Origin of the sequence: Bradyrhizobium sp. NP1, assembly GCF_030378205.1 — a bacterium.
In the GTDB taxonomy this organism is placed as follows: Bacteria; Pseudomonadota; Alphaproteobacteria; order Rhizobiales; family Xanthobacteraceae; genus Bradyrhizobium.
Genome location: NZ_CP127385.1, coordinates 4,911,018 through 4,931,492, shown reverse-complemented (window position 1 = coordinate 4,931,492; position 20,475 = coordinate 4,911,018). Strand labels below are relative to the sequence as shown.

Sequence of the window (20,475 nt, the reverse complement as noted above, 5' to 3'; positions counted from 1 at the left end):
AGTCCATTGTAATGATAGGGTAAGTGCTTGGAATATCAAGACTATCGCTTTTCCGTGGCGCCCATGATGGATTGGACGGATACGCGCTGCCGCGCCTTCCACCGCCATTTGACCCGGCGCGCGCGCCTCTACACGGAGATGCTGACGAGCGGCGCCATCATCCATGGCGACCGCAAGCGCCTGCTTGGCTTCGACGAAAGCGAGCATCCGGTCGCGCTTCAGCTCGGCGGCTCGGATCCGCGTGAGCTCGCGGCCGCGGCCGCGATCGGCGAGGATTTCGGCTATGACGAGATCAACCTCAATGTCGGCTGCCCCTCGGATCGCGTGAAGGATGGGCGCTTCGGCGCCTGCCTGATGGCCGAGCCGGATCTGGTCGCGGCCTGCGTCGCGGCGATGAAGCGCGCGGTGAAAATTCCGGTCACGGTGAAATGCCGGATCGGCATCGACGACCAGGATCCGGAATTGGCGCTCGATGTGCTGGCGCGCGCGGTGGTCGCCGCCGGCAGCGACGCGCTGATCGTGCATGCCCGAAAGGCGTGGCTGAACGGGCTGTCGCCGAAGGAGAACCGCGACATCCCGCCGCTCGATTACGCGCGGGTCTACCGGCTGAAGCAGTCGCTTCGCGACGTGCCCGTCATCATTAATGGCGGGATCGCGAGCCTCGACGAGGCGAAGCGCCATCTCGCACATGTCGACGGCGTCATGCTCGGGCGTGCCGCCTATCAGGAACCGTGGCGGCTGCTTGCGGTCGATCCCGAGATCTTCGGCGAAGACGCGCCGCATGACGACGTGGGCGGCGCGTTCGAGGCCATGATGCCCTATATCGAGCGCGAGCTCGCGCGCGGCATGCGGCTGCACACGATCACGCGGCATTTTGTCGGCGCATTCCACGGCGTGCCCGGTGCGCGCGCCTTTCGCCGCCATCTTTCCGTGTACGGCGTCAAGGCCGGCGCCGGCATCGAGGTGTTGCGGGATGCCATCGCGCTCGTGGACCGAGTGCAGCACTCGCCGCCGGTTTCGGCGGGCGATCTTGCGCATGCCGGAATCGAAGAGCCGCTCGCCAATTTCGAAATCTAGTCCGTCGTCCGACGCGATCGCGGGCGGTCTGCGCGCCGCACGGCCGCATCTGCCGCTTTGCGTCCCGCGGCCGCGCCGGCGCGTGTGACCAATCGGCGCAGCCGGATGCAAATCGCCTGTCGATCCTCCGCATCATCCTGATCGCGGTCGCGCCGAAACAGCCCAACAACTTCAATCGATTGCGCGGCGCGGCTGAAGCCGCGACGAGGCGCGCACGCATCCGCGCTAGCGCGGGCGGGCGGGCGCGGCGCGTTGACATCGGAAGGCGATTGCGGAATTAGATATTGGAACAGTCGTTCTAAATATTGGAACAATGGACCAGACCTCAGTCAAGGCCTTCCGTCTCCTGGAGACGCTGGTCGCCGCCGGCGCGCCGCGCGGGGTTTCCGACCTCGCGCGCGAAACCGGCCTGCCCAAGAGCAACGTGCATCGTGTGGTCACGACGCTCGAAGCGCTCGGCTATGTGCGCAAGACCGCTGAGGGCAGCTACGCGGTGACGCTCAAGCTCTGGGAGCTTGGCACTGCCGTGATGTCGAGGGTCGACATCAGGCAGGTCGCGTCGCCGCACATGCGGGCGCTGGTCGATGCGACCGGTGAGTCGGCGATCCTCGCGATCCTCGACGGTCTGGACGTCGTCTATGTCGACAAGATCGAGTCCGATCAGGCGATCCAGGCGATGACGCGCGTGGGCAGCCGGGTTCCGGCGCATTGCGTCGGCACCGGGAAGGCGATGCTGGCTTTCCAGCCGGCAGGCATCGAGGCGGAGATCGCGCGGCGCGTCGGGCCGAGAACATCGGCGACCATTCACGAGGAAGCTGCGCTTCGTCGCGAGTTCGAGGCGATCCGCAAGCGCGGCTACGCGATCAATCGCGGCGAATTCCGCGATCAGGTGGCGGGCGTCGCCGCGCCGATCCTCAACAGCGTGGGCGGCGTCATCGCCGGGGTCGGCGTCTGGGGACCGGATCAGCGGCTGGCGAAGAAGCTGCCGCAGCTCGGCGCGGCGGTGGTGGTCTGCGCCGAGAAAATCTCGGCGGAATTTGGCCGGCGTTCGGCGCCTGAAGCGCCAGTGCAGCCGTCACGTCCCAACAAGACAAGCAAACAAGACAAGTAGCAGGAAAGGGTAAGTCATGGCTGATCTGGATCTCGTTCTGGCAGGGGGGAAGGTTGCGACCCCGCAAGGGCTCTGCGACGCCTCCGTCGGCGTGCAGGACGGGCGGATCGTTTTCATCTCGACAGGGCAGTGGACGCCGAAGGCGCGCCAGACGGTCGACGTCTCCGGCAAGGTCGTGGTGCCCGGCTTCATCGACACCCACGTCCATTTCCGCGATCCCGGTCTGACCTACAAGGAGGATTTCGCGACCGGCACGCGGGCTGCAGCCGCCGGCGGCATCACCACCGTGGTCGACATGCCGAACAACAAGCCGGCGATCAACCGCACCGATGCCTACATCCAGAAGCGCGACGACGTCCGTGCCAAGGCGATGGTGGACTATGCGCTCTATGCGGGTGCGACCAAGCTCGACCAGATTCCCGGCATGCTGAAGGCCGGCGCGATCGGCGTGAAGATCTTCATGGTGACCGATCCGAAGTCCGGCTATCCGCACGATCCGGAGCTGTTCACCGGCGACGACGGCGTGCTCTACGACACGCTCAAGGTCGCGAATTCGGAGGGCACGTTCTGCGCGGTGCATCCGACCAATCAGGAGATCTTCACGCACGAATCGAAGAAGAAATGGGACGCGGGCACCACGACGCCCGATGATTTCGTCGAGGCCTATTTCGGCGAGAACTGCGTTTCCGACCACACCGCGATGGCGACGCTGATCGAGATGGTCCGCGCCTCGCGCGCGCGCCTGCACGTCCTGCACCTGCGCTCGGAGACCGGCGTCATGCTGATCCAGCGCGCCAAGCAGGACGGCCTGCCGATCACCATGGAGGTCAATCCGAAATATGTCCTGCACACCTCCGAGGACATGAAGCGGATGGGGCCGCTGTGCACGCCGTATGGCCTTCCCGACGCGGTGCGGATGAACATCCTGCGCGATATCGAGCGCGGCTTTGTCGATGTTCTCGGCAGCGACCACGCGCCCCATACGCGCGAAGAGCTCGAGCCGGGCTGGAAGGACGCCTGGCGGATTCCGTTCGGCAACCCGCAGCTCGATCATTTCGTCTCCGCGCTGCTCACCTATGTCGACCAGGGAATCCTGAGCCTGCAAACGCTGGTGCGGACGCTCGCCGAGAATCCCGCCCGGCTGATCGGCGTCTATCCGAAGAAGGGGGCGATCCAGGTCGGATCGGACGCGGACTTCGCGGTGCTCGATCTCGGCGCCAAAGGCACGTTCTCCAACGACGGCATTCAGACCAAGGTCGGCTGGTCGCCCTATGCCGGGCGCGCCTTTACCGGGCGGCCGGTGATGACCATCTCGCGCGGCCGCATCGTCATGCGTGACGGTGCCGTGGTCGGGGAGCCCGGCTGGGGGCAGTACATCGACGGCGCGGCGTTGCGCGCGCAGTGAAAGACGTTGGACGGGGGACCCTGATGATCCGTGGACTGATCCGGACAGCCGTTCTGGCTGTCATGTCGCTTGCCGTCTTGTCGGGCCCGGCATCCGCCGGACCCGACAAGGTTCGGGTCGCCAACGGCACGACACCCGACATCCTCACCGTGCCGGATGTGCGCGCCTTCGATCATTTCCTGAAGCAGAACACCGGCATTGCGAGCGAGGTGTCCTATCTGCCGGGCGCGGTGCGTGCCATTCAGGCCGTCATTGCCGATCAGGCGGATGTCGGAATCGCGACGCTGAACGCCGGGCTTGCTGCCGTGCTGCAGGGGCAGGATATCGTCGTGTTCGCGCTCGCCTCCGGTGCCCGTCCATATCTGGTGCTGACCGCGACGGGCGACGTGAAGGGCCTGAAGGAGCTCGAAGGCAGGACCGTCGGCGTGATCGCGCTGGTGGATTCCACCTACTATCTGCCGGTCATGCAGATGCGCGCGGCGAATGTCGACACCGGCAAGGTGCGCTGGCAGCCGGTCGGCGGTGGGGCAGGGCGCGGCAATGCGCTGATATCCGGCGGCATTCAGGCCGCCGCCTTCCAGGTCGGGCAGGCGCTCGAGCTTGCGGATAAGGGATTCCACATCATCGATCCCCCGGCCAAGAACGAGGACTTCATCTTCAAGGCGTTCTGGGCCAGGCGCTCGTTCCTCGAGGCCAATCCGAAGCTCGCGACCGAGATCGTCAAGGCGCATCTCCAGGCGACGCGCGAGGCGCTCGACAAGCAGGCCTTCGTCAAGCTGGCGGCCGAACGGCTCAAGCCGATGACGGAAGCCACCATCGGCAGCGCCTACGACATCCTGCGCAACATGGGCGTGTGGGATCCGAACGACGACCTGCTCAACAAGACGGCCGGCGACCATACCGTGACGGAGATGGTCCGCTTCAAGGTGATCGAGCGCGAGGCTCCCTTCGAGAAATGGGCGACCGACCGCTTCGTCAAGGAAGCCGTGGCCGCGCTCGGACGGAAGTGACCGGAAGATAATGGTTCAACTTGTCGCAAAAGACATCGGCAAGCGCTTCCTGGTGAGGGACCGGGACGGCGCGCGCAGCGTCGACATCCTCAAGGGCGTCGACCTTGATATCGCCGACAATGAATTTGTCTCCATTGTCGGCGCCAGCGGCTCGGGCAAGACCACGTTCCTGCGCATCGTCGCCGGCCTGACCAAGGCCGATGCGGGCACGATCGAGATCGACGGCGCCGCGGTCTGCGGGCCGGGGCCTGAGCGCGCCATGGTGTTCCAGGCGATCAACCTGCTGCCGTGGCGGGACGTGCTCGGCAATGTCGAGTTCGGCCTCGAGATGCGCAAGGTCCCGCAGGCCGCGCGCCGCGCGCGCGCCGAGCACTTCGTCAATCTGGTCGGCCTCGGCAGGCATCGCCATGCCTTTCCGCATGAGCTGTCCGGCGGCATGCAGCAGCGCGTCGGCATCGCGCGCGCCCTGACCACCGATCCGGCCATCCTGCTGATGGACGAGCCGTTCGGCAGCCTCGATGCGCAGACCGCCGAATTCCTCTGGGACGAGCTGTCGAAGATCGTGGCGGAAACCCGCAAGACGGTCCTGTTCGTGACCCATCACATCGACGAGGCGATCTATCTTTCCGACCGCATCGTCGTGATGGGCGGCCAGCCCGCCGGCGTGCGCGAAATCATCAAGGTCGACTTCCCGAGGCCGCGCTGGACCTATGACGTGCGCGCCGAGCCGGGGTTCTCCGAGCTGCGGCGCAGGCTTCGCGCGCACATCTTCAATACCGCCGAGGGCAGGGCTGGATCGCGATGAAGGCTTTTTTCGCAAACCGCTGGGTGCTGCGGGCGCTGTCGCTGATCGCGGTCATCGCGATCTGGCAGGTCGTCGGAAGCCGGCTCAATCCGATCTTCCTGTCGACCCCGCTGGCGGTCGCGCAGGCGGCCTTCGTCGTGATCGGAAACGGCGAACTGCCCTATGCGATGCTGGTCAGCCTCGGCGTGGTGTTCTCGGGCTTTCTGGCCGCGATCCTCGTCGGTGTTCCCTTGGGCCTGGCGATGGGCCGCTCGCGCACCGTCGAATACATGCTCGATATCTACGTGAACGCCCTTTACGTGGTGCCGCGCATCGCGCTCATTCCGCTGATCATCGTCTGGCTCGGCCTCGGCATTCCCGCGCAGATCGCGGTCGTGTTCGGAACCAGCGTTTTCCCGATCCTGATCAGCACCCACACCGGCGTGAGGAACGTCAGCAACGACCTGATCGAGACCGCTCGCTCGTTCGGGGCGAGCGAGTCCGAGCTGGTGCGCAAGATCATCCTGCCGGCGAGCGTCCCCTTCATCATGTCCGGCCTGCGGCTCGGTATCGGGCAGGCGATCATCGGCATGATCGTCGCGCAGATGTTCCTGGGCATCTCGGGCATGGGCTTCATGCTGGTGAACTACGGCAACCAGTTCGCCACCAACTATGTCTTCGTCGTGGTGATCGCGCTGGCGGCCCTCGGCGTCCTGCTGACCGAATGCGTGCGGCAGATGGAGAGGCGGTTTTCCCACTGGCGGCAGGCGGCGGCGCTGCGCGGCTAGGGCGGTGCAGGCGGGTCCCCTAGTTGGCCACGGTGCCGCGGCTGCGGTCGCTGCGTGACAGCCTGCGCGGCATCTTGGGCTCCGGAAAGCCGCGCAGCACCAGCGTGTCGGACCGCACCTCCCAGCTCTCCAGGCGATCCAGGAAGCTCATGCCGAGCAGGTTGGTCTTCATCTGCCCGTGCGCCACCACCAGCGCCGGCACCGAGCGCTCCACGAGCTTGCCGATCGACAGGCGGTCGAGCGTCAGCCGCGCCGCCTTGGTGTGGCCGCCCGCGGTCTGCACGTCGACGTCATATTCCAGAAGCTCGAGCGGCAGGCCGGCGGCCTTGGCCGTCTCGTAGGTCAGCACGACGGAGGTGGCGCCCGTATCCACCACCATTGCCGTGGCGACGCCGTTGATCTTGGCCTGCACGGCGAATTCGCCGCCCGGGCCGCGGGCGACCTGCACCGCATGCGTGGGCGCCTTGGCGCGCCGGCGCAACAGGTCCGAGACGCTGTCGCTGGCGCGCGCCACCTGCTCGGGGTCGCGATAGGCGACGACGGCGCCGGCCGTGGCCGCGAGCAGCAGCAGCACAAGGAGCAGACGGCTCATGCGGCGCCTCCGCGGTCGAGAGCGAAGTTCAGGCCGGCTTCGCGGCCGGGCATGTGAGCCCGGCCTCCGCCATGCGCGCAGGCAATAGCGCCATCACCGCGAGCCGCTCGGCGCTGTCCATGCGATGCCAGCGCGCGATCTCGGGAAGGGTGCGCCCGCAACCAAAGCACAGGCCGGTCTTGGGATCGATCATACAGACTGCGATGCACGGCGTTTCTTTGCTCATTCCTGATAGTGAGGCCCGTTCGTCCGCCTGCGCAAGGCATCGCAAGCGATGATTTTTCTTCTCCTACAGTCCCGTCCCGGCATTCATGATCGGCTTGTGGCGCGGCCTGCGCTTGTCTTCGCTGACTGGCGCAGCCGGCTCCGGTTGCAGCGGCGGCGATTCCTCCGTCATGGGCGCAAGTGCGCTCATCACGCGTTCCGGCGGGAAGGTGACGATCACCTCGGTGCCGATCCGCAGCTTCGATTTCAGCGTGAACGTCCCGCCGTGCATGTCGACCAGGCTTTTGGCGATCGGCAGCCCCAGGCCCGCGCCTTGCTCGGCCGACTTGATCGAATTCGAGCCCTGGCCGAAGGAAGCGAGCACGATCGGGATCTCGTCCTCGGCGATGCCGGAGCCGCTGTCCTTGACGCTGAGATATTGTCCGCCGGAAGCGGTCCAGCCCACCTTGAGCCAGATCTCGCCGCCCTGTGGGGTGAACTTGATCGAGTTCGACAGCAGGTTGAGCACGATCTGGCGGATCGCGCGCTCGTCGGCCCAGATCCGCGGCATGCCCTGTTCGAACACCTCGTGGATGTTGATGCCGCGGCTGGAGGCGCGCAGCTTCAACAGATGATGGCAGTCGGCAACAACGTTGACGAGCGAGACCGCTTCCTCGTTGAGCTCGTAGCGGCCCGCCTCGATGCGTGACAGGTCGAGGATCTCGTTGATGAGATTGAGCAGGTGGACGCCGGAATTATGGATGTCGGCGGAATATTCCTTGTAGACCGGCACCGCATGGGCGCCGAAGATCTCGCTCTTCATCACCTCGGAAAAGCCGAGGATGGCGTTGAGCGGCGTGCGCAGTTCGTGGCTCATCTGCGCGAGAAAGCGCGATTTGGCGACGTTGGCCGACTCGGCGCGATGGCGCGCCTCGTCCGAGATCGATTTGGCCTGCTCGAGCTCGCCGATCAGCGCGTCCTTTTCGGCGCGCGCCTCCAGCGTCGCCAGCGTCGTCGAATGCAGGCGCAGCGCCAGCAGCGCGAAATAGCCTTCCGCGGCAACCACCAGCACGCCGAGCACATAGTCGTCGAGCTTGCCGCCGAGCACGAAATTGAGCGCGATCGCCGCTGTCACCGGCGCGGTCGCCGCCAGCGCCGCGATCGGCAGGTTGGCGGCGAGCATGCTGGATACCGCGATCACCAGCAGCATCAGGAACATCATCAGCGTGTCGGAGACCGCATCCAGCGCCGGATGGATCAGGATCGCCATCCAGCCGATGCCGTAGACCAGATCGAGCAGCACGAAGCGCGTGCGCCATTTGCGGGTGGCGGCGGTGGAGACGGGCGCGGCGAGGAACCTGACGCAGTTGCGGATGATGATGCCGTGGATGCAGAGCAGGACCACGGTCCAGGCGCCGGCCACGACCGGCGGCAGCCAGAAGCAGAACAGGATGCCGGTCGCAACCACCAGCAGCATCACGACGTAGGACGCCGAGATGCGGGTCTGCGCGTATTGCCGGAGCAGCTCGGTGTCGAAGGCGGGGCGCGTTCCGCTCGATGACGTTAACCGGTCGCGGGCCTCGCGCACCCGCTGCGCGGCGACCCGGCGGCTGTTAACCGGCGCCGGGCTCGGCGCCTCGGCCGGAAGCTGGACGACTTCGGGCTTTTCGGCGGCGTCACTCATCAAACAACACAAATCCTGCCCGCGAACGCGCGGACTTACTGCATTGTCTATCTCTGGCCCGAAATCCTTAAGAGCTGCCTTAGATGGCTAAGAAATCTCGTTAACGGGAGGTTAAGTTCGGCGCCGGCGGGGCTACCGCTCCAGCCGCGCCAGGAGGCTGGAAGTGTCCCAGCGCTTGCCGCCCATCTTCTCGACCTCGGCGTAGAACTGATCGACCAGCGCCGTCACCGGGAGCCTCGCGCCGTTGCGGCGGGCTTCCGCGATGCAGATCGAGAGGTCCTTGCGCATCCATTCGACGGCAAAGCCGAAATCATACTTGCCCTCGTTCATGGTCTTGTAGCGGTTCTCCATCTGCCAGGACTGCGCCGCGCCCTTGGAAATGGTGTCGACCACGGCGGCGACGTCGAGCCCCGACTGCTTGGCGAAGTGGATGCCTTCGGAAAGGCCCTGCACGAGGCCCGCGATGCAGATCTGGTTGACCATCTTGGTGAGCTGGCCGCTGCCCGCCGGTCCCAGCAATTTGCACATCCGCGCATAGGCCGCGATGACAGGCTCGGCACCCTTGTAGGCGTCCGCGGTGCCGCCGCACATCACGGTGAGCGCGCCGTTCTCGGCGCCGGCCTGTCCGCCGGAGACCGGCGCGTCGACGAATTTGAAGCCGGCCTTGGTCGCGGCCGCATCGAGCTCGCGCGCGACCTCGGCGGAAGCGGTGGTGTGGTCGACGAAGGTCGCGCCCTTCTTCATGCCGGAAAACGCGCCGTCGGCGCCGATGGTGACGGCGCGCAGGTCGTTGTCGTTGCCGACGCAGCACATCACGAAGTCCTGGCCTTCGGCGGCAGCCTTCGGCGTCGGCGCGGTGCGGCCGCCGAACTTGTCGGCCCATTGCTTGGCCTTGGCGGCGGTGCGGTTATAGACCGTCACCTCATGGCCACCCTTCTTGACGAGGTGTCCTGCCATGGGAAAACCCATCACGCCGAGACCGAGAAAAGCGACTTTGGCCATGTCTGCTACCTTGTTTTTGCAACCTTGGGGTTCGGCCGGCGCCGGGCGGCTGGCCTTGTGCGGGCAGGGAGTGCACCATAAACCCTCGCGGGCGAAGGGCAACGGCTTCGTTCGGCGGCGGGTTTTGTGCTAGGATGAGGCCTCGACAATCTTCACCAAGAGCCTGAACAAACTTCACAAAAATGGGAGCGCAGCGGATGGGCATGAGCGTAGGCGTGCTCGATCATTTCAACATCCGGACCCGGAAACTCGCCGACACGGTCCGGTTCTATGAGGATGTCTTGGGCCTCGAAAAGGGGGCCCGGCCGAACTTCGCCTTTCCCGGCGCCTGGATGTACAGCGAGGGCAAGGCTGTCGTGCATCTGGTCGATATTTCCGCCACCGACGAGCCGCAAAAGCCCGATTCCGGCGTTGTCCACCACGTGGCCTTCGTCAGCCAGGGCTTTGACGGCATGAAGCAGCGGCTCAAGTCCAAAGGCATGCCGTTCGATGCGCGGCAGGTTCCGGGCGGCGACCTCTGGCAGATCTTCGTCAACGACCCCAACGGGGTCATGATCGAGCTGAACTACGAGGCCGCCAAGGAGCAGGGCGGCGGCGCGCCGGCCGAGCGCCACGATGACGTGGGTGCCAGATAGCCTTGGCGCGGTAGCCTTTCGCGCGGGACCGCTCTATAGGACGCATCCGCAAGGCCTCAAGGAGATGCGCTTTTGGGCGTTACGCAGCAGCAGGTTCTGGATCAGCTTTCCAGGGTGATGTCGCCCCGCGGCGTCGCCGTGACCCATGCCAATGTCCTGTCGGAGATATCGGTCAGCGACGGCAAGGTGTTCTTCTCGATCAACGTCGACGCAGCGGAAGCGCGCGCCTGGGAGAGCGTGCGCGCGCAGGCAGAAAGCGTCGTGCGCGCCATTCCGGGTGTGACCGCCGCAATGATCGCCTTGACCGCGGAGCGCAAGCCAGGCAGCGCGCCTGCGCCGCGCCGGCCGGGCACGGGCGTGCCGCCCGCCGCATCGCATCGCCCGCCGCAGGGCGGACCCTCGCCGATGGCGCGTCAGGCGGAAATCCCCGGCGTCTCCGCGGTGATCGCGGTCGCCTCCGGCAAGGGCGGCGTCGGCAAATCCACCACCGCGCTCAATCTCGCTTTGGGCCTGCGCGACCTCGGGCTGAAGGTCGGCCTGCTCGATGCAGATATCTATGGCCCCTCGGTGCCGCGGCTGACCGGCATCCGCGAAAAGCCCGAGCTCAACGACGCCAAGAAGATGATCCCGATTGAGCGCTTCGGGCTTGCGATCATGTCGATCGGCTTCCTGGTCGAGGAAGACACCGCGATGATCTGGCGCGGCCCGATGGTGATGTCTGCGATCACCCAGATGCTGCGCGACGTCGCCTGGGGCACGCTCGACGTGCTCGTGGTCGACATGCCGCCGGGCACCGGTGATGCCCAGCTCACGCTGGCGCAGAACGTGCCGCTGAAGGGCGCGGTGATCGTCTCGACCCCGCAGGACCTGTCGCTGATCGATGCGCGGCGGGGGCTTGCGATGTTCAAGAAGGTCAACGTGCCCGTGCTCGGCATCGTCGAGAACATGAGCTATTTCCAGTGCCCGCATTGCGGCACCCGGTCGGACATTTTCGGCCATGGCGGCGCGCGCCACGAGGCGGAGCGGCTCGGCGTGCCGTTCCTGGGCGAAGTCCCGCTGCATATGGCTATTCGCGCGACCTCCGATTCGGGGACGCCGGTGGTCGCGAGCGAGCCGGACGGGCCGCATGCGGCGATCTACCGCGCCATCGCCGGGCAAGTCCGCGACCGCCTGAAGGGCGCCATCGCCGCGGCCTGACTAGTGCCGCCGATCTGAAGTTCCTACACCACCCGCTGCGATCATCTCTTAGGAACTTCAGATCGAAAGCGGCACTGGAATCATAAGTTTGCTAGTGGAGCGGATTTGACGTTCGCTACCCATTTGCCGCGATTCCCTTATGCGAACGTCAAATCCAAAGCTCCACTAGAATCAATAATTTGCTAGTGGTCCTTTGACGCCAACATTCGCAAACGTGTCTGCTACAAAGAGGATGCGAATGTTGGCGTCGGACCACCAGTGCCCTTTGCTTTCCGAAGTTCGTGAAAGGGGTCGCAGCGATGTATCACGAACTTCGGAAAGCGGGCACTAGGCCGGTCCCATATGCGACTTTTGTTGGGGCCTGTCATGCCTTTGTCGCGTTTTCGTGCCGGCCCGTTCATGTTAAAGCCCGGCCTGGTGTCCCGGTTCCGAAGTTCGCATGATTGTCCGGCATGCTCGTTTGCGAACTTCGGAATCGAAGGACACTGGCAACTCACCAATCTAGTGTGGCTTTGGTTCAGAAGTCCGCATGACGAACTCGCTGGTTAGAATGATGCGGACTTCTGAACCGCCACACTGGGCGCCCTCCGGTTTGAGACGAAAGCTCGTTTGCCGGAAGAAGGCCCGTCAATGCCCATCAAGAATGCCCATAACCTGGGAAACGCCCCAAACTAAGGAGATGCCTTACAATGAAGCGTCGTGATTTTCTGAAGGTTTCGGCGGCCGGCGCCGCAGCGGCCGCGGTGGCCTCGCCCGCGATCGCGCAGTCCTCGCCCGAGATCAAATGGCGCATGACCTCGAGCTTTCCGAAATCGCTCGACACCATCTATGGCGGCGCGGACCAGTTCGCGAAATACGTCGCGGAGATGACCGACAACAAGTTCCAGATCCAGGTCTTCGCCGCCGGCGAAATCGTCCCCGGCCTGCAGGCGCTCGATGCGACCTCGAACGGCACGGTCGAGATGAGCCACACCGTGTCGTACTACTACGTCGGCAAGGATCCGACCTTTGCGATCTACGCCTCGGTACCGTTCGGCCTCAACGCGCGGCAGCAGAACTCCTGGTGGTACCAGGGCGGCGGCCAGGAGCTCGGCAACGAGTTCTTCAAGAAGTTCGGCGTGATCGGCTTTCCCTGCGGCAACACCGGCACCCAGATGGGCGGCTGGTTCCGCAAGGAGATCAAGACGGTCGCCGATCTCTCCGGCCTGAAATTCCGCATCGGCGGCATTGCCGGCCAGGTGCTGCAGAAGGTCGGCGTCGTGCCGCAGCAGCTTGCGGGCGGCGACATCTATCCGGCACTGGAAAAGGGTACGATCGACGCCGCCGAGTGGGTCGGCCCCTATGACGACGAGAAGCTCGGCTTCCAGAAGGTCGCCAAGTATTACTACTATCCCGGCTTCTGGGAGGGCGGCCCGACGGTGCACGCCTTCTGCAATCTCGAGAAGTGGAATTCGCTGCCGAAGAGCTATCAGGCGATCATCACCAACGCGACGGCGAACGCCAACACCTGGATGGCGGCGCGCTACGACATGCAGAATCCGGCGGCGCTGAAGCGGCTCGTTGCCAGCGGCACGCAGCTTCGTCCCTTCACCAACGAAGTCCTGGAAGCCTGCCTCAAGGCGACCAACGAGCTGTGGGCCGAGATTTCGTCGAAGAATCCCGACTTCAAGAAGTCGATCGACGCGATGCAGGCCTATCGCTCCGACCAATATCTGTGGTGGCAGGTCGCCGAATACACCTTCGACAGCTTCATGATCCGCTCGCGCACGCGCGGCTGATCCGGAGGCGGGCAGGGCGGCCGGCCGCGCCGGCTTCTAAGCCTTAAGTCGTAGACGGGAAAAGCCCGGCCTCGCAGAGGCCGGGCTTTTTCGCGTTCGCTTTTGAAGATGGGAATAGAAATCGGCCGGCGGATGTTCCATGCTGAGGGCAGGCCTCGAAGAAGGCCGTCAGGAACATATCAGGAGGGGAAGCGTATGAAGCGACGAGATTTCATCAAGGTCACCGGACTGGCGGCGGCGGGCGCGGCGAGCATGGCGGCGCCGGCGATCGCCCAATCGATGCCGGAGATCAAATGGCGCATGACGACGAGCTGGCCCAAATCTCTCGACACGCTGCATGGCGGCGCCGAGATGATGGCGAAGGTAGTCGGCGAGGCCACCGACAACAAATTCCAGATCCAGACCTTTGCCGCCGGCGAGATCGTGCCGGGCCTGCAGGTGCTTGACGCGGTGCAGAGCGCCACCGTCGAAATTGGGCATACGGCCTCGTATTACTATTTCGGCAAGGACCCGACCTTCACCTTCGGCTCGTCGGTGCCGTTCGGTCCCGACATGCGCATCAACCAGGCCTGGTACCTGCTCGGCGGGGGGCGGGAAATCCTCAACGAGTTCTACAAGAACTACAATGTGATCTCGCTGCTCGCCGGCAACACCGGCTGCCAGATGGGCGGCTTCTTCCGCAAGGAGATCAATACCGTCGCCGACCTGAACGGCCTCAAATTCCGCATTGGCGGTTTCGCCGGGCGCGTGATGCAGAAGCTCGGCTGCGTGCCGCAGCAACTCGCCGGCGGCGACATCTATCCCGCGCTGGAAAAAGGCACGATCGACGCGGCCGAATGGGTCGGTCCGTATGACGACGAAAAGCTCGGTCTCTACAAGGTCGCGCCGCACTATTACTATCCCGGATGGTGGGAGGGCGGTCCGATGCTGCTCGCCATGGTCAATCTCGACAAATGGAACGCGCTGCCGAAATCCTATCAAAGCGTTCTCGAGCAGGCCGGCCACCTCGCCAACAACTGGATGATGGCGAAGTACGACAGCGTCAATCCGATGGCGCTGCGCAAATTGCTCGCCAACGGCACCAAGCTGCATCCGTTCTCGCCGCCGATCATGGAAGCTTCCTTCAAGGCGGCGAAGGAGCTGCACAACGAGGTCGCCGCGACCAACGCGAATTTCAAGAAGGTCTATGAATCGCTGACCAACTACTCGAACAACAGCTATTCGTGGTTCCAGGTCGCCGAGGTCGGCTACGACAACTTCATGGCGCGCCACTCGCAGAGCTAGCTGCCACCGAGACCTGACAGGCAGATGAAACCCCGGCGCTTGCGCGCCGGGGTTTTCGCTGTGGCCGGGCGAATCAGCCCCGAGGCCGCCGCGGAATCGCACGGCGCCTGGGCCCGGGAAGGGCGGCCGGGCGCCGCTTTTTGCGGCGCATGGCGCACGTTCCGGAGGCAATCGGCCTGCTGTTTGGGCCGCCGCGGCCGATTCCGTGAGCCAGGCGGCGTATTTCCGGGGGCGCAAAGGGGGCCGACCTTGCCGCGGGTGGGAGCGAGCTATATCTATTCTGGGTAAGCGTCGAAAAGCGCGCAATTTGCTCAAAGTGAGTTGCCAGTGAATACGGCGAACCAGAAGTTGCCTCAGGCCAAGCTGCCCACCTCCGTGTGGCTCGGCGGGCTGGTGCTTCGAACGCTTTTCATCAGCATCCTGATCGTCATCACGATCCGCGTCGCCAGCCCGCAGCTCGAGCACCTGTCTTCGCTGCACGAAACCCCGAGCGACCTTGTTCGCGTCCTTCTGGGCCTTGTGGTGTGCGTATGGCTGGCCGTCCACCTCTTCATCCTGCCGAAGGATCCGGGCGGGTTTCGCACCTGGCTCTATCTCGGCGTGGCGCTGTTGCCGCTGTCGCTGCTTTGCGCCTTCGTGATCTGGTAGGTCGACGGCGGCCTCGCAACGCTGCCGCTCTCGATCACGTTTCTCATGGCAATCAGTAGAAGGCTGGCCAGCCCATCGTCGCGGGGTCGCAGAGCATCTGCAGCCGCTGTCCGCGGCGCGGCGGCGGCACCTGCCAGGGCATGATCCTTTCGACCGTGGTCTCGAACGGCGCCCGATCCGGCAGCGTGACCCGCAGGACCGCCCTGAGGTGGTGATTGAAGATCGGCGCCCCCGGCAATTCCTCGGACTGCAGCACCTCGATCGTGCAGGGGACGCGGCGGTCGGCGCCTGCGTCGGGCCGGCCCGGCTCGGCGGCGCAGGCGAACGGCGCAGCGCCGAGCAGCAGGGCGCCTGCCAGGATCGCGCGCTTCACGGCATTTGGCCTCGCCCGGTCGGTCACGCGCTCAATTGCCTGTTGCAACGGCTTCATCTCCCATTGCGCATTCGCGCCAGACCCGGCTGGTGCAGGTCACTGGCCAGCCGCCGCCGAGCGCCATGAACAGCGCCGCGGTGTCGGCGAGCCGGTTGGCCTCGGTCTGCACCCGGATCACCGAGGCGGTGAGGTAGGTCTGCTGGGCGTTGAGCACCGCGAGCTGGTTGACCTGGCCGGCATTGAGCTGCTTCTCGACGATGTCGAGGCTTGCTTTCGCCGTCTCCTCCGCATGCACTGCGGCCTTTATCGAGCGCGCGTCCGCCTGCAGCGCCCGCAGCGCATCGGCGACGTTCTGGAACGCGGTGATCACGGTCGAGCGGTACTGCGCCTCGGCCTGCTCGAGCGCAGCTTCGGCTGCCTTCTGTTTGTTGTAGAGCGTGAAGCCGTCGAAGATCGGCTGCGTTGCGCTCGCCGCGATGGTGTAGAAGTTGGTTCCCGGCGTGAACAGCTCGGCAAGGGTGAACGCGGCAGACCCGGCATTCCCGGAAATCGTGATGTTCGGCAGCCGCGCCGCGATCGAAACCCCGACGAGCGCACTTGCGGAATGCATGTTGGCTTCCGCCGCCCGCACGTCGGGCCGCTGATCGACGAGCTTTGACGGCAGGCTGATCGGCAGGTTGGCCGGCAGCCTGAAATGGGTGAGGTCGAATTTCTGGGCCACCTCGTCGGCCGACAGGCGGCCGGCGAGCGCGGTCAAGAGGTCGCGCTGCAGGGCGAGCTGCTTTTGCAGCGGCGGCAGCAGCTGCTCGGCCTGGGCGAGCGCTGCCTCCTGCGCCAGCACGTCGGCCAGCGCGGCCTGGCCGAGATTCTGCTGGCGCTTGAGGATATCGAGCAGGCGGCGCTCGATCGCGATGATGCGCTCGGTCGCCGCGATCTGGCCGCGCAGCGAAGCCTCCTGGATCGCGCCGGCCACGACGTTGCTGGTCAGCGTCAGGTAGGCGGCCTCGAGCTGGAACAGCTGCTGCTCGGTGACCGCATCGAGGTTCTCGACGGCGCGGAAGTTGGCGCCCCAGACGTCAGGCACGAAGCCGACGGTCACTTGCGCGGTATGGAGCATGAATACCGACGGCGTCTGGCTGCCTGGCCCCCCGGGCGAGGCGCCGGAAATCTGCTGCTGGGCGCCCGCGTAGTTTGCGCCAACCTGTGGAAACCACACGCCGCGCTGGGCCAGCGCATTGTGGTAGGCGACCTTGATCGCGGCCTCTGCCGATTGCAGGCTCGGATTGTGATCGACGGCCTGGCGGATCAAATCGTTGAGCGGCTGGGAGCGGAAGGCGGCCCACCATTTGGCAGAAACCTCTGCACCGGTAACGAAGTGCTGGCCGGCAACCTTTGGCGGGCCCTTTCCGGGATCGGGGGATGCGAGCTTGCCCGGCACATAGCCGGTGGTGTCCGGCGCCGGCGGCGGGTTGAAGTTCGGGCCGACCGCGCAGCCGGAAACGGCCAGCGTGCCGAGCAGCACGCCGCAGGCCATCCGTCGCCGGTGATGGCCCATGCCGAACATCAGACTTGTCCGCCCCAAATGCTCGTCATCGTCATCGAAACCGTCCATTGCTCCGGCTAGATCTGTTCAGCATCCGTCGTCTCCTCCTCGTCAGGCAAACTCGCGAGTTCTCCCGTGAGGAAGATCCTGCGCAGTGCAGGCGCGACCACGAGCAGGAGCAGGGGGCCGATGAACATGCCGCCTACCACCACCGTCGCCAGCGGCCGCTGCACCTGGCTGCCGATGCCGTGCGAGATCGCCGCCGGAACAAGGCCCACGCCTGCGGACAACGCCGTCATCAGCATCGGCCGCATGCGCTGCTCGGCGCCGCGAAACACCGCCTCGGCAACCGTCATGCCCTGCGCCCTGAGCTCGCGGAAATAGGTGATGTTGAGGATGCCGTCCATGACGGCGACGCCGAACAGCGAGATGAAGCCGATCGCGGCGGAGACGCTGAAGTCGAGCGCGGCGAAATAGAGCGCGATCAGGCCGCCGCCGATCGCAAAGGGAATGCCGGCGAGCGAGAGCAGGCTGTCGCGCCAGGAGTTGAACAGGCCGTACAGCAGCGCCAGGATCAAGAGCAGCGTGATCGGCACCACGACCAGCAGGCGCTTCTTCGCGTTCTGCAGATTATCGAACTCGCCGGCCCAGATGATCTGGTAGCCGTTGGGCAGCTTGATGGTCCTGGTGACGCGCTCCTGTGCCTCGGCGACCGTGCTGCCGAGGTCGCGGCCGCGGACGCTGAACTTGATCGGGATATAACGCGCGCTGCGCTCGCGGTAGATGAAGGCGGTGCCGGTATCGAGCGAGATGTCGGCGAGCTCGCTCAAGGGAATGTAGGCATTGATGCCCGACGGCGTCTGGTAGGCGACCTTGACGGTGCGGATCGCGTCGATGCTGCTGCGGTATTTGGAATCGAGACGAACTGCCAGCGCGAACTGCCGGTCGCCTTCGAGAATGGTGGTGGCGTTGGTGCCGCCCAGCGCCGCCTGCACCACCGTGTTGACGTCGCCGGTGTTGAGGCCGTAGCGCGCCGCCTTCTCGCGATTGATCTTGATGTTGAGGTTGGGCTGGCCCTGCAGATGGAAGATGCCGAGGTCGGCGACGCCGCGGACGCCGCTCATCTCGGCCATCACCTGGGTCGCCAGCTGCTCCAGCACCTCGAGGTTCGGACCGACGATCTTGATCGAATTGGCGCCCTTGACCCCCGACAGCGCCTCCTCGACGTTGTCCTGGATGTACTGCGAGAAATTGAAGCTCACCCCGGGGAGCGCCTCGGCAAACTCCTTCTGCAATTCGTCGGTGAGCTGGTCCTTCGTCAGGTTGGCGGGCCATTCGTCGAACGGCTTCAGCGGTGCGAACAGCTCGACATTGGAGAAGGGCGAGGCGTCGCTGCCATTGTCGGGACGGCCGTGCTGCGACACCACGGTGATGACCTCGGGATGCCGCAGCAGGATCTCCCGCATCTTGTGGGTCGCAGCCGTGCCCGCTTCCAGCGAGACGGTCGGCGGAAGCGACGCCCTGATCCAGAAATTGCCTTCCTCCAGCGCGGGAAGAAACTCGCTGCCAAGCCGCGAAGCTGCCAGTGCGCTCAACCCGAGGAATGCCACCCCCAATATGACGGCAGCCCGGAGATTGGTGAGCGCCCATCGCAGCACCGGGGTGTACGCCGCGCGCAAGGCGCGCACGATGACTGTCTCGACCTCCGCGATGTCCCTCGGCAACAACAATGCCGCCAGAACGGGCGTCACCGTAAAGGTCGCGAGCAGCGAACCGGCGAGCGCATAGCCGTAGGTGAGCGCCATCGGACCGAAAATCTGGCCTTCCACGCCCTGCATTGTGAACAATGGGACGAAGGCGGCTACGGTGATCGCGGTCTTGAAGAAGATCGCCTTGTCGACCTGCAACGCGCTGGCAAAAATCATCCGCAGCCGCTCGGGCCATCGCTGGCCTGCTCCCGGCCCGGTGGGCGCCGTCGGATCCGATCCCCAATAGCCCTCGGTGAGCTGCCTGAGCAGGGTTCGCCGCTGCTCGGGCGAGGATTGGAAGTTGCGGTAGATGTTCTCCATCATGATCACGGCGGAATCGACGATGATGCCGAAATCGACCGCGCCGAGCGACAGCAGGTTGGCGTCCTCTCCCTGCAGGACGAGAATGATGATTGCGAAGAACAGCGCGAACGGGATGTTTACGCTGACGATGATGGCGCTGCGCAGGTCGCCGAGAAAGACCCATTGAATCAGAAAGACGAGGAGACAGCCGAAGATCATGTTGTGGAGAACGGTGTGCGTGGTCACACCGACCAGCGAGCTGCGGTCGTAATACGGCACGACCTTGACCCCGGGAGGCAGGCTGCCGTCGTTGTTGAGCTTTTCAACCTCGGCCTCGACACGCGGGATGATGTCGTTGGTGTGCTCGGTGCGCCGCATCACGACGATGGCGGCCACGATATCGTCCTCGTGATCCCGGCCGGCAATGCCGAGCCGCGGCACATAGCCGACCGAGACGGTCGCGACGTCCTTGACCTGGACCGGAAGGCCGTTCGACTGCGTGAGGACGACGTTCTCGACGTCCTCGACCCGGTATCCCTTGGTGATGTCGTCGGCGCCGCCGGAGTCGACGAGGCCGATGCCGCGGATGTTGACCGACTGCTGGCCGATCGAAATCTCGCGGCCGCCGACATTGATGTTGGCGTTGCCGAGCGCGCTGATGAGCTGAGGCACCGTGATGTTGTAGGCCTCGAGCTTCTCGAGGTCGGCATCGACGTTGAACTGCTTGGTGGTGCCGCCCCAGGAGTTGATCTGGGCCACGCCGGGAATCGTGAGCAGGCGGCGGGTGACGATATAGTCCTGCACCGTCCGCAGATTGGTCAGGCCGAAATGCGGCGGACCGACGATCTGGTAGCGGTAGATCTCGCCGACCAGGCTCGACGACTGGATCGTCGGCACCAGATTGCCCGGCAGCGTGACGTTCTGCTGCAGGCTGATCGACGCCTGGGACAGGGCGAAGTAGTAGTCGGTGCCGTATTTGAAGGTGACGCGGACGAACGACAGGCCATAGAACGACTTCGAACTGACGCTCACAACGCCGGGCGTCGGATAGAGGCCGACCTCCATCGGGATGGTGTAGTACTTCTCCATCTCCTCGGCGGAAAGGCCGGGCGCCTGCGCGGTGATCTCGAGGATCACGGGCGCCGGATTCGGATAGGCCTCGATGTTGAGCTTCGAAAAGGCGACAAGCCCGGCCGCGCAGAATACGACAATGCCAAGCACCACGATGGCGCTGCGCGTCAGTCCGAAGGCTAGTAGCGACTTAATCAAGCGACCCCGCGTGCATTTGGTGATGGCTCCCGACTGAAGC

18 protein-coding genes are annotated in these 20,475 nt (G+C 64.9%); 11 read left to right on the top strand and 7 right to left on the bottom strand.

The features are described from left to right. Positions 1 to 63 precede the first annotated feature (63 nt). The 6 genes from dusA to QOU61_RS23870 all read left to right on the top strand — a co-directional run bounded on the left by dusA (position 64) and on the right by QOU61_RS23870 (position 6,175). Complete coding sequence (gene dusA / locus QOU61_RS23895; protein ID WP_289661719.1) at positions 64 to 1,077, top strand: tRNA dihydrouridine(20/20a) synthase DusA; 1,014 nt, start codon at positions 64 to 66, stop codon at positions 1,075 to 1,077. Positions 1,078 to 1,390: 313 nt separating this feature from the next. Continuing rightward, positions 1,391 to 2,188, top strand: a complete 798-nt coding sequence (locus tag QOU61_RS23890; RefSeq protein ID WP_289653650.1) for an IclR family transcriptional regulator — start codon at positions 1,391 to 1,393, stop codon at positions 2,186 to 2,188. A gap of 16 nt (positions 2,189 to 2,204) precedes the next feature. Next, positions 2,205 to 3,593 (top strand): dihydroorotase, encoded by a 1,389-nt coding sequence (locus QOU61_RS23885; RefSeq protein ID WP_289653649.1) that lies wholly within the window; start codon positions 2,205 to 2,207, stop codon positions 3,591 to 3,593. 23 nt (positions 3,594 to 3,616) lie between these two features. After that, positions 3,617 to 4,603, top strand: coding sequence for an ABC transporter substrate-binding protein (locus QOU61_RS23880; RefSeq protein WP_289653648.1), 987 nt, complete (start codon positions 3,617 to 3,619; stop codon positions 4,601 to 4,603). Between the two features lie 10 nt (positions 4,604 to 4,613). Continuing rightward, positions 4,614 to 5,408, top strand: a complete 795-nt coding sequence (locus QOU61_RS23875) for an ABC transporter ATP-binding protein (protein WP_289653647.1) — start codon at positions 4,614 to 4,616, stop codon at positions 5,406 to 5,408. Then, positions 5,405 to 6,175 (top strand): ABC transporter permease, encoded by a 771-nt coding sequence (locus QOU61_RS23870; RefSeq protein ID WP_289653646.1) that lies wholly within the window; start codon positions 5,405 to 5,407, stop codon positions 6,173 to 6,175. Before QOU61_RS23875 ends, QOU61_RS23870 begins: the two co-directional genes overlap by 4 nt. Positions 6,176 to 6,194: 19 nt before the next feature. Here the strand turns inward: QOU61_RS23870 and QOU61_RS23865 are convergent, their stop codons facing one another. The 4 genes from QOU61_RS23865 to QOU61_RS23850 all read right to left on the bottom strand — a co-directional run bounded on the left by QOU61_RS23865 (position 6,195) and on the right by QOU61_RS23850 (position 9,657). Next, the gene (locus QOU61_RS23865) at positions 6,195 to 6,767 is read right to left on the bottom strand and encodes a TIGR02281 family clan AA aspartic protease (protein WP_289653645.1); all 573 of its coding nucleotides are present in this window, start codon (positions 6,765 to 6,767) and stop codon (positions 6,195 to 6,197) included. Positions 6,768 to 6,795: 28 nt separating this feature from the next. Beyond that, a complete protein-coding gene (locus QOU61_RS23860; protein WP_289653644.1) occupies positions 6,796 to 6,993 on the bottom strand; it encodes a DUF1289 domain-containing protein in 198 nt (65 codons plus the stop codon). A gap of 63 nt (positions 6,994 to 7,056) precedes the next feature. After that, on the bottom strand, positions 7,057 to 8,655 hold the full coding sequence (locus QOU61_RS23855; protein ID WP_289653643.1) for a sensor histidine kinase: 1,599 nt from the start codon (positions 8,653 to 8,655) through the stop codon (positions 7,057 to 7,059). A 132-nt stretch (positions 8,656 to 8,787) separates the two neighbouring features. Beyond that, positions 8,788 to 9,657 carry an NAD(P)-dependent oxidoreductase gene (locus QOU61_RS23850; protein WP_289653642.1) on the bottom strand — a complete coding sequence of 290 codons (870 nt, stop codon included), beginning with the start codon at positions 9,655 to 9,657 and terminating at the stop codon, positions 8,788 to 8,790. Positions 9,658 to 9,854: 197 nt separating this feature from the next. On the opposite strand from QOU61_RS23850, the gene QOU61_RS23845 reads away from it, so the two are divergent. From QOU61_RS23845 to QOU61_RS23825, 5 genes are all read left to right on the top strand, one after another. Next, positions 9,855 to 10,292: a VOC family protein gene (locus tag QOU61_RS23845; protein WP_502876816.1), complete on the top strand. Its 438-nt coding sequence runs from the start codon at positions 9,855 to 9,857 to the stop codon at positions 10,290 to 10,292. Between the two features lie 72 nt (positions 10,293 to 10,364). Continuing rightward, a complete protein-coding gene (locus QOU61_RS23840; RefSeq protein ID WP_289653640.1) occupies positions 10,365 to 11,489 on the top strand; it encodes an Mrp/NBP35 family ATP-binding protein in 1,125 nt (374 codons plus the stop codon). A 689-nt stretch (positions 11,490 to 12,178) separates the two neighbouring features. Beyond that, positions 12,179 to 13,267, top strand: coding sequence for a TRAP transporter substrate-binding protein (locus QOU61_RS23835; protein WP_289653639.1), 1,089 nt, complete (start codon positions 12,179 to 12,181; stop codon positions 13,265 to 13,267). 195 nt (positions 13,268 to 13,462) lie between these two features. Beyond that, the gene (locus tag QOU61_RS23830) at positions 13,463 to 14,551 is read left to right on the top strand and encodes a TRAP transporter substrate-binding protein (protein WP_289653638.1); all 1,089 of its coding nucleotides are present in this window, start codon (positions 13,463 to 13,465) and stop codon (positions 14,549 to 14,551) included. A 327-nt stretch (positions 14,552 to 14,878) separates the two neighbouring features. Further along, positions 14,879 to 15,199 (top strand): hypothetical protein, encoded by a 321-nt coding sequence (locus QOU61_RS23825; protein ID WP_289653637.1) that lies wholly within the window; start codon positions 14,879 to 14,881, stop codon positions 15,197 to 15,199. 52 nt (positions 15,200 to 15,251) lie between these two features. Here the strand turns inward: QOU61_RS23825 and QOU61_RS23820 are convergent, their stop codons facing one another. Genes QOU61_RS23820 through QOU61_RS23810 form a run of 3 tightly spaced genes read right to left on the bottom strand, consistent with a single transcriptional unit; the run spans position 15,252 to position 20,435 of the window. Continuing rightward, positions 15,252 to 15,620: a hypothetical protein gene (locus QOU61_RS23820; protein ID WP_289653636.1), complete on the bottom strand. Its 369-nt coding sequence runs from the start codon at positions 15,618 to 15,620 to the stop codon at positions 15,252 to 15,254. Then, positions 15,604 to 17,184: an efflux transporter outer membrane subunit gene (locus tag QOU61_RS23815; RefSeq protein ID WP_502876815.1), complete on the bottom strand. Its 1,581-nt coding sequence runs from the start codon at positions 17,182 to 17,184 to the stop codon at positions 15,604 to 15,606. Before QOU61_RS23815 ends, QOU61_RS23820 begins: the two co-directional genes overlap by 17 nt. A gap of 8 nt (positions 17,185 to 17,192) precedes the next feature. After that, positions 17,193 to 20,435 carry an efflux RND transporter permease subunit gene (locus QOU61_RS23810; RefSeq protein ID WP_289653635.1) on the bottom strand — a complete coding sequence of 1,081 codons (3,243 nt, stop codon included), beginning with the start codon at positions 20,433 to 20,435 and terminating at the stop codon, positions 17,193 to 17,195. Positions 20,436 to 20,475 lie beyond the last annotated feature (40 nt).

Coding starts and splice junctions, on each gene's coding strand:
- QOU61_RS23830 (WP_289653638.1), top strand. CDS start 13,463: ATGAAGCGACGAGATTTCATCAAGGTCACCGGACTGGCGGCGGCGGGC.
- QOU61_RS23880 (WP_289653648.1), top strand. CDS start 3,617: ATGATCCGTGGACTGATCCGGACAGCCGTTCTGGCTGTCATGTCGCTT.
- QOU61_RS23865 (WP_289653645.1), bottom strand. CDS start 6,767: ATGAGCCGTCTGCTCCTTGTGCTGCTGCTGCTCGCGGCCACGGCCGGC.
- QOU61_RS23850 (WP_289653642.1), bottom strand. CDS start 9,657: ATGGCCAAAGTCGCTTTTCTCGGTCTCGGCGTGATGGGTTTTCCCATG.
- QOU61_RS23855 (WP_289653643.1), bottom strand. CDS start 8,655: ATGAGTGACGCCGCCGAAAAGCCCGAAGTCGTCCAGCTTCCGGCCGAG.
- QOU61_RS23890 (WP_289653650.1), top strand. CDS start 1,391: ATGGACCAGACCTCAGTCAAGGCCTTCCGTCTCCTGGAGACGCTGGTC.
- dusA (WP_289661719.1), top strand. CDS start 64: ATGATGGATTGGACGGATACGCGCTGCCGCGCCTTCCACCGCCATTTG.
- QOU61_RS23870 (WP_289653646.1), top strand. CDS start 5,405: ATGAAGGCTTTTTTCGCAAACCGCTGGGTGCTGCGGGCGCTGTCGCTG.
- QOU61_RS23835 (WP_289653639.1), top strand. CDS start 12,179: ATGAAGCGTCGTGATTTTCTGAAGGTTTCGGCGGCCGGCGCCGCAGCG.
- QOU61_RS23875 (WP_289653647.1), top strand. CDS start 4,614: ATGGTTCAACTTGTCGCAAAAGACATCGGCAAGCGCTTCCTGGTGAGG.
- QOU61_RS23860 (WP_289653644.1), bottom strand. CDS start 6,993: ATGAGCAAAGAAACGCCGTGCATCGCAGTCTGTATGATCGATCCCAAG.
- QOU61_RS23885 (WP_289653649.1), top strand. CDS start 2,205: ATGGCTGATCTGGATCTCGTTCTGGCAGGGGGGAAGGTTGCGACCCCG.
- QOU61_RS23815 (WP_502876815.1), bottom strand. CDS start 17,184: ATGGACGGTTTCGATGACGATGACGAGCATTTGGGGCGGACAAGTCTG.
- QOU61_RS23845 (WP_502876816.1), top strand. CDS start 9,855: ATGGGCATGAGCGTAGGCGTGCTCGATCATTTCAACATCCGGACCCGG.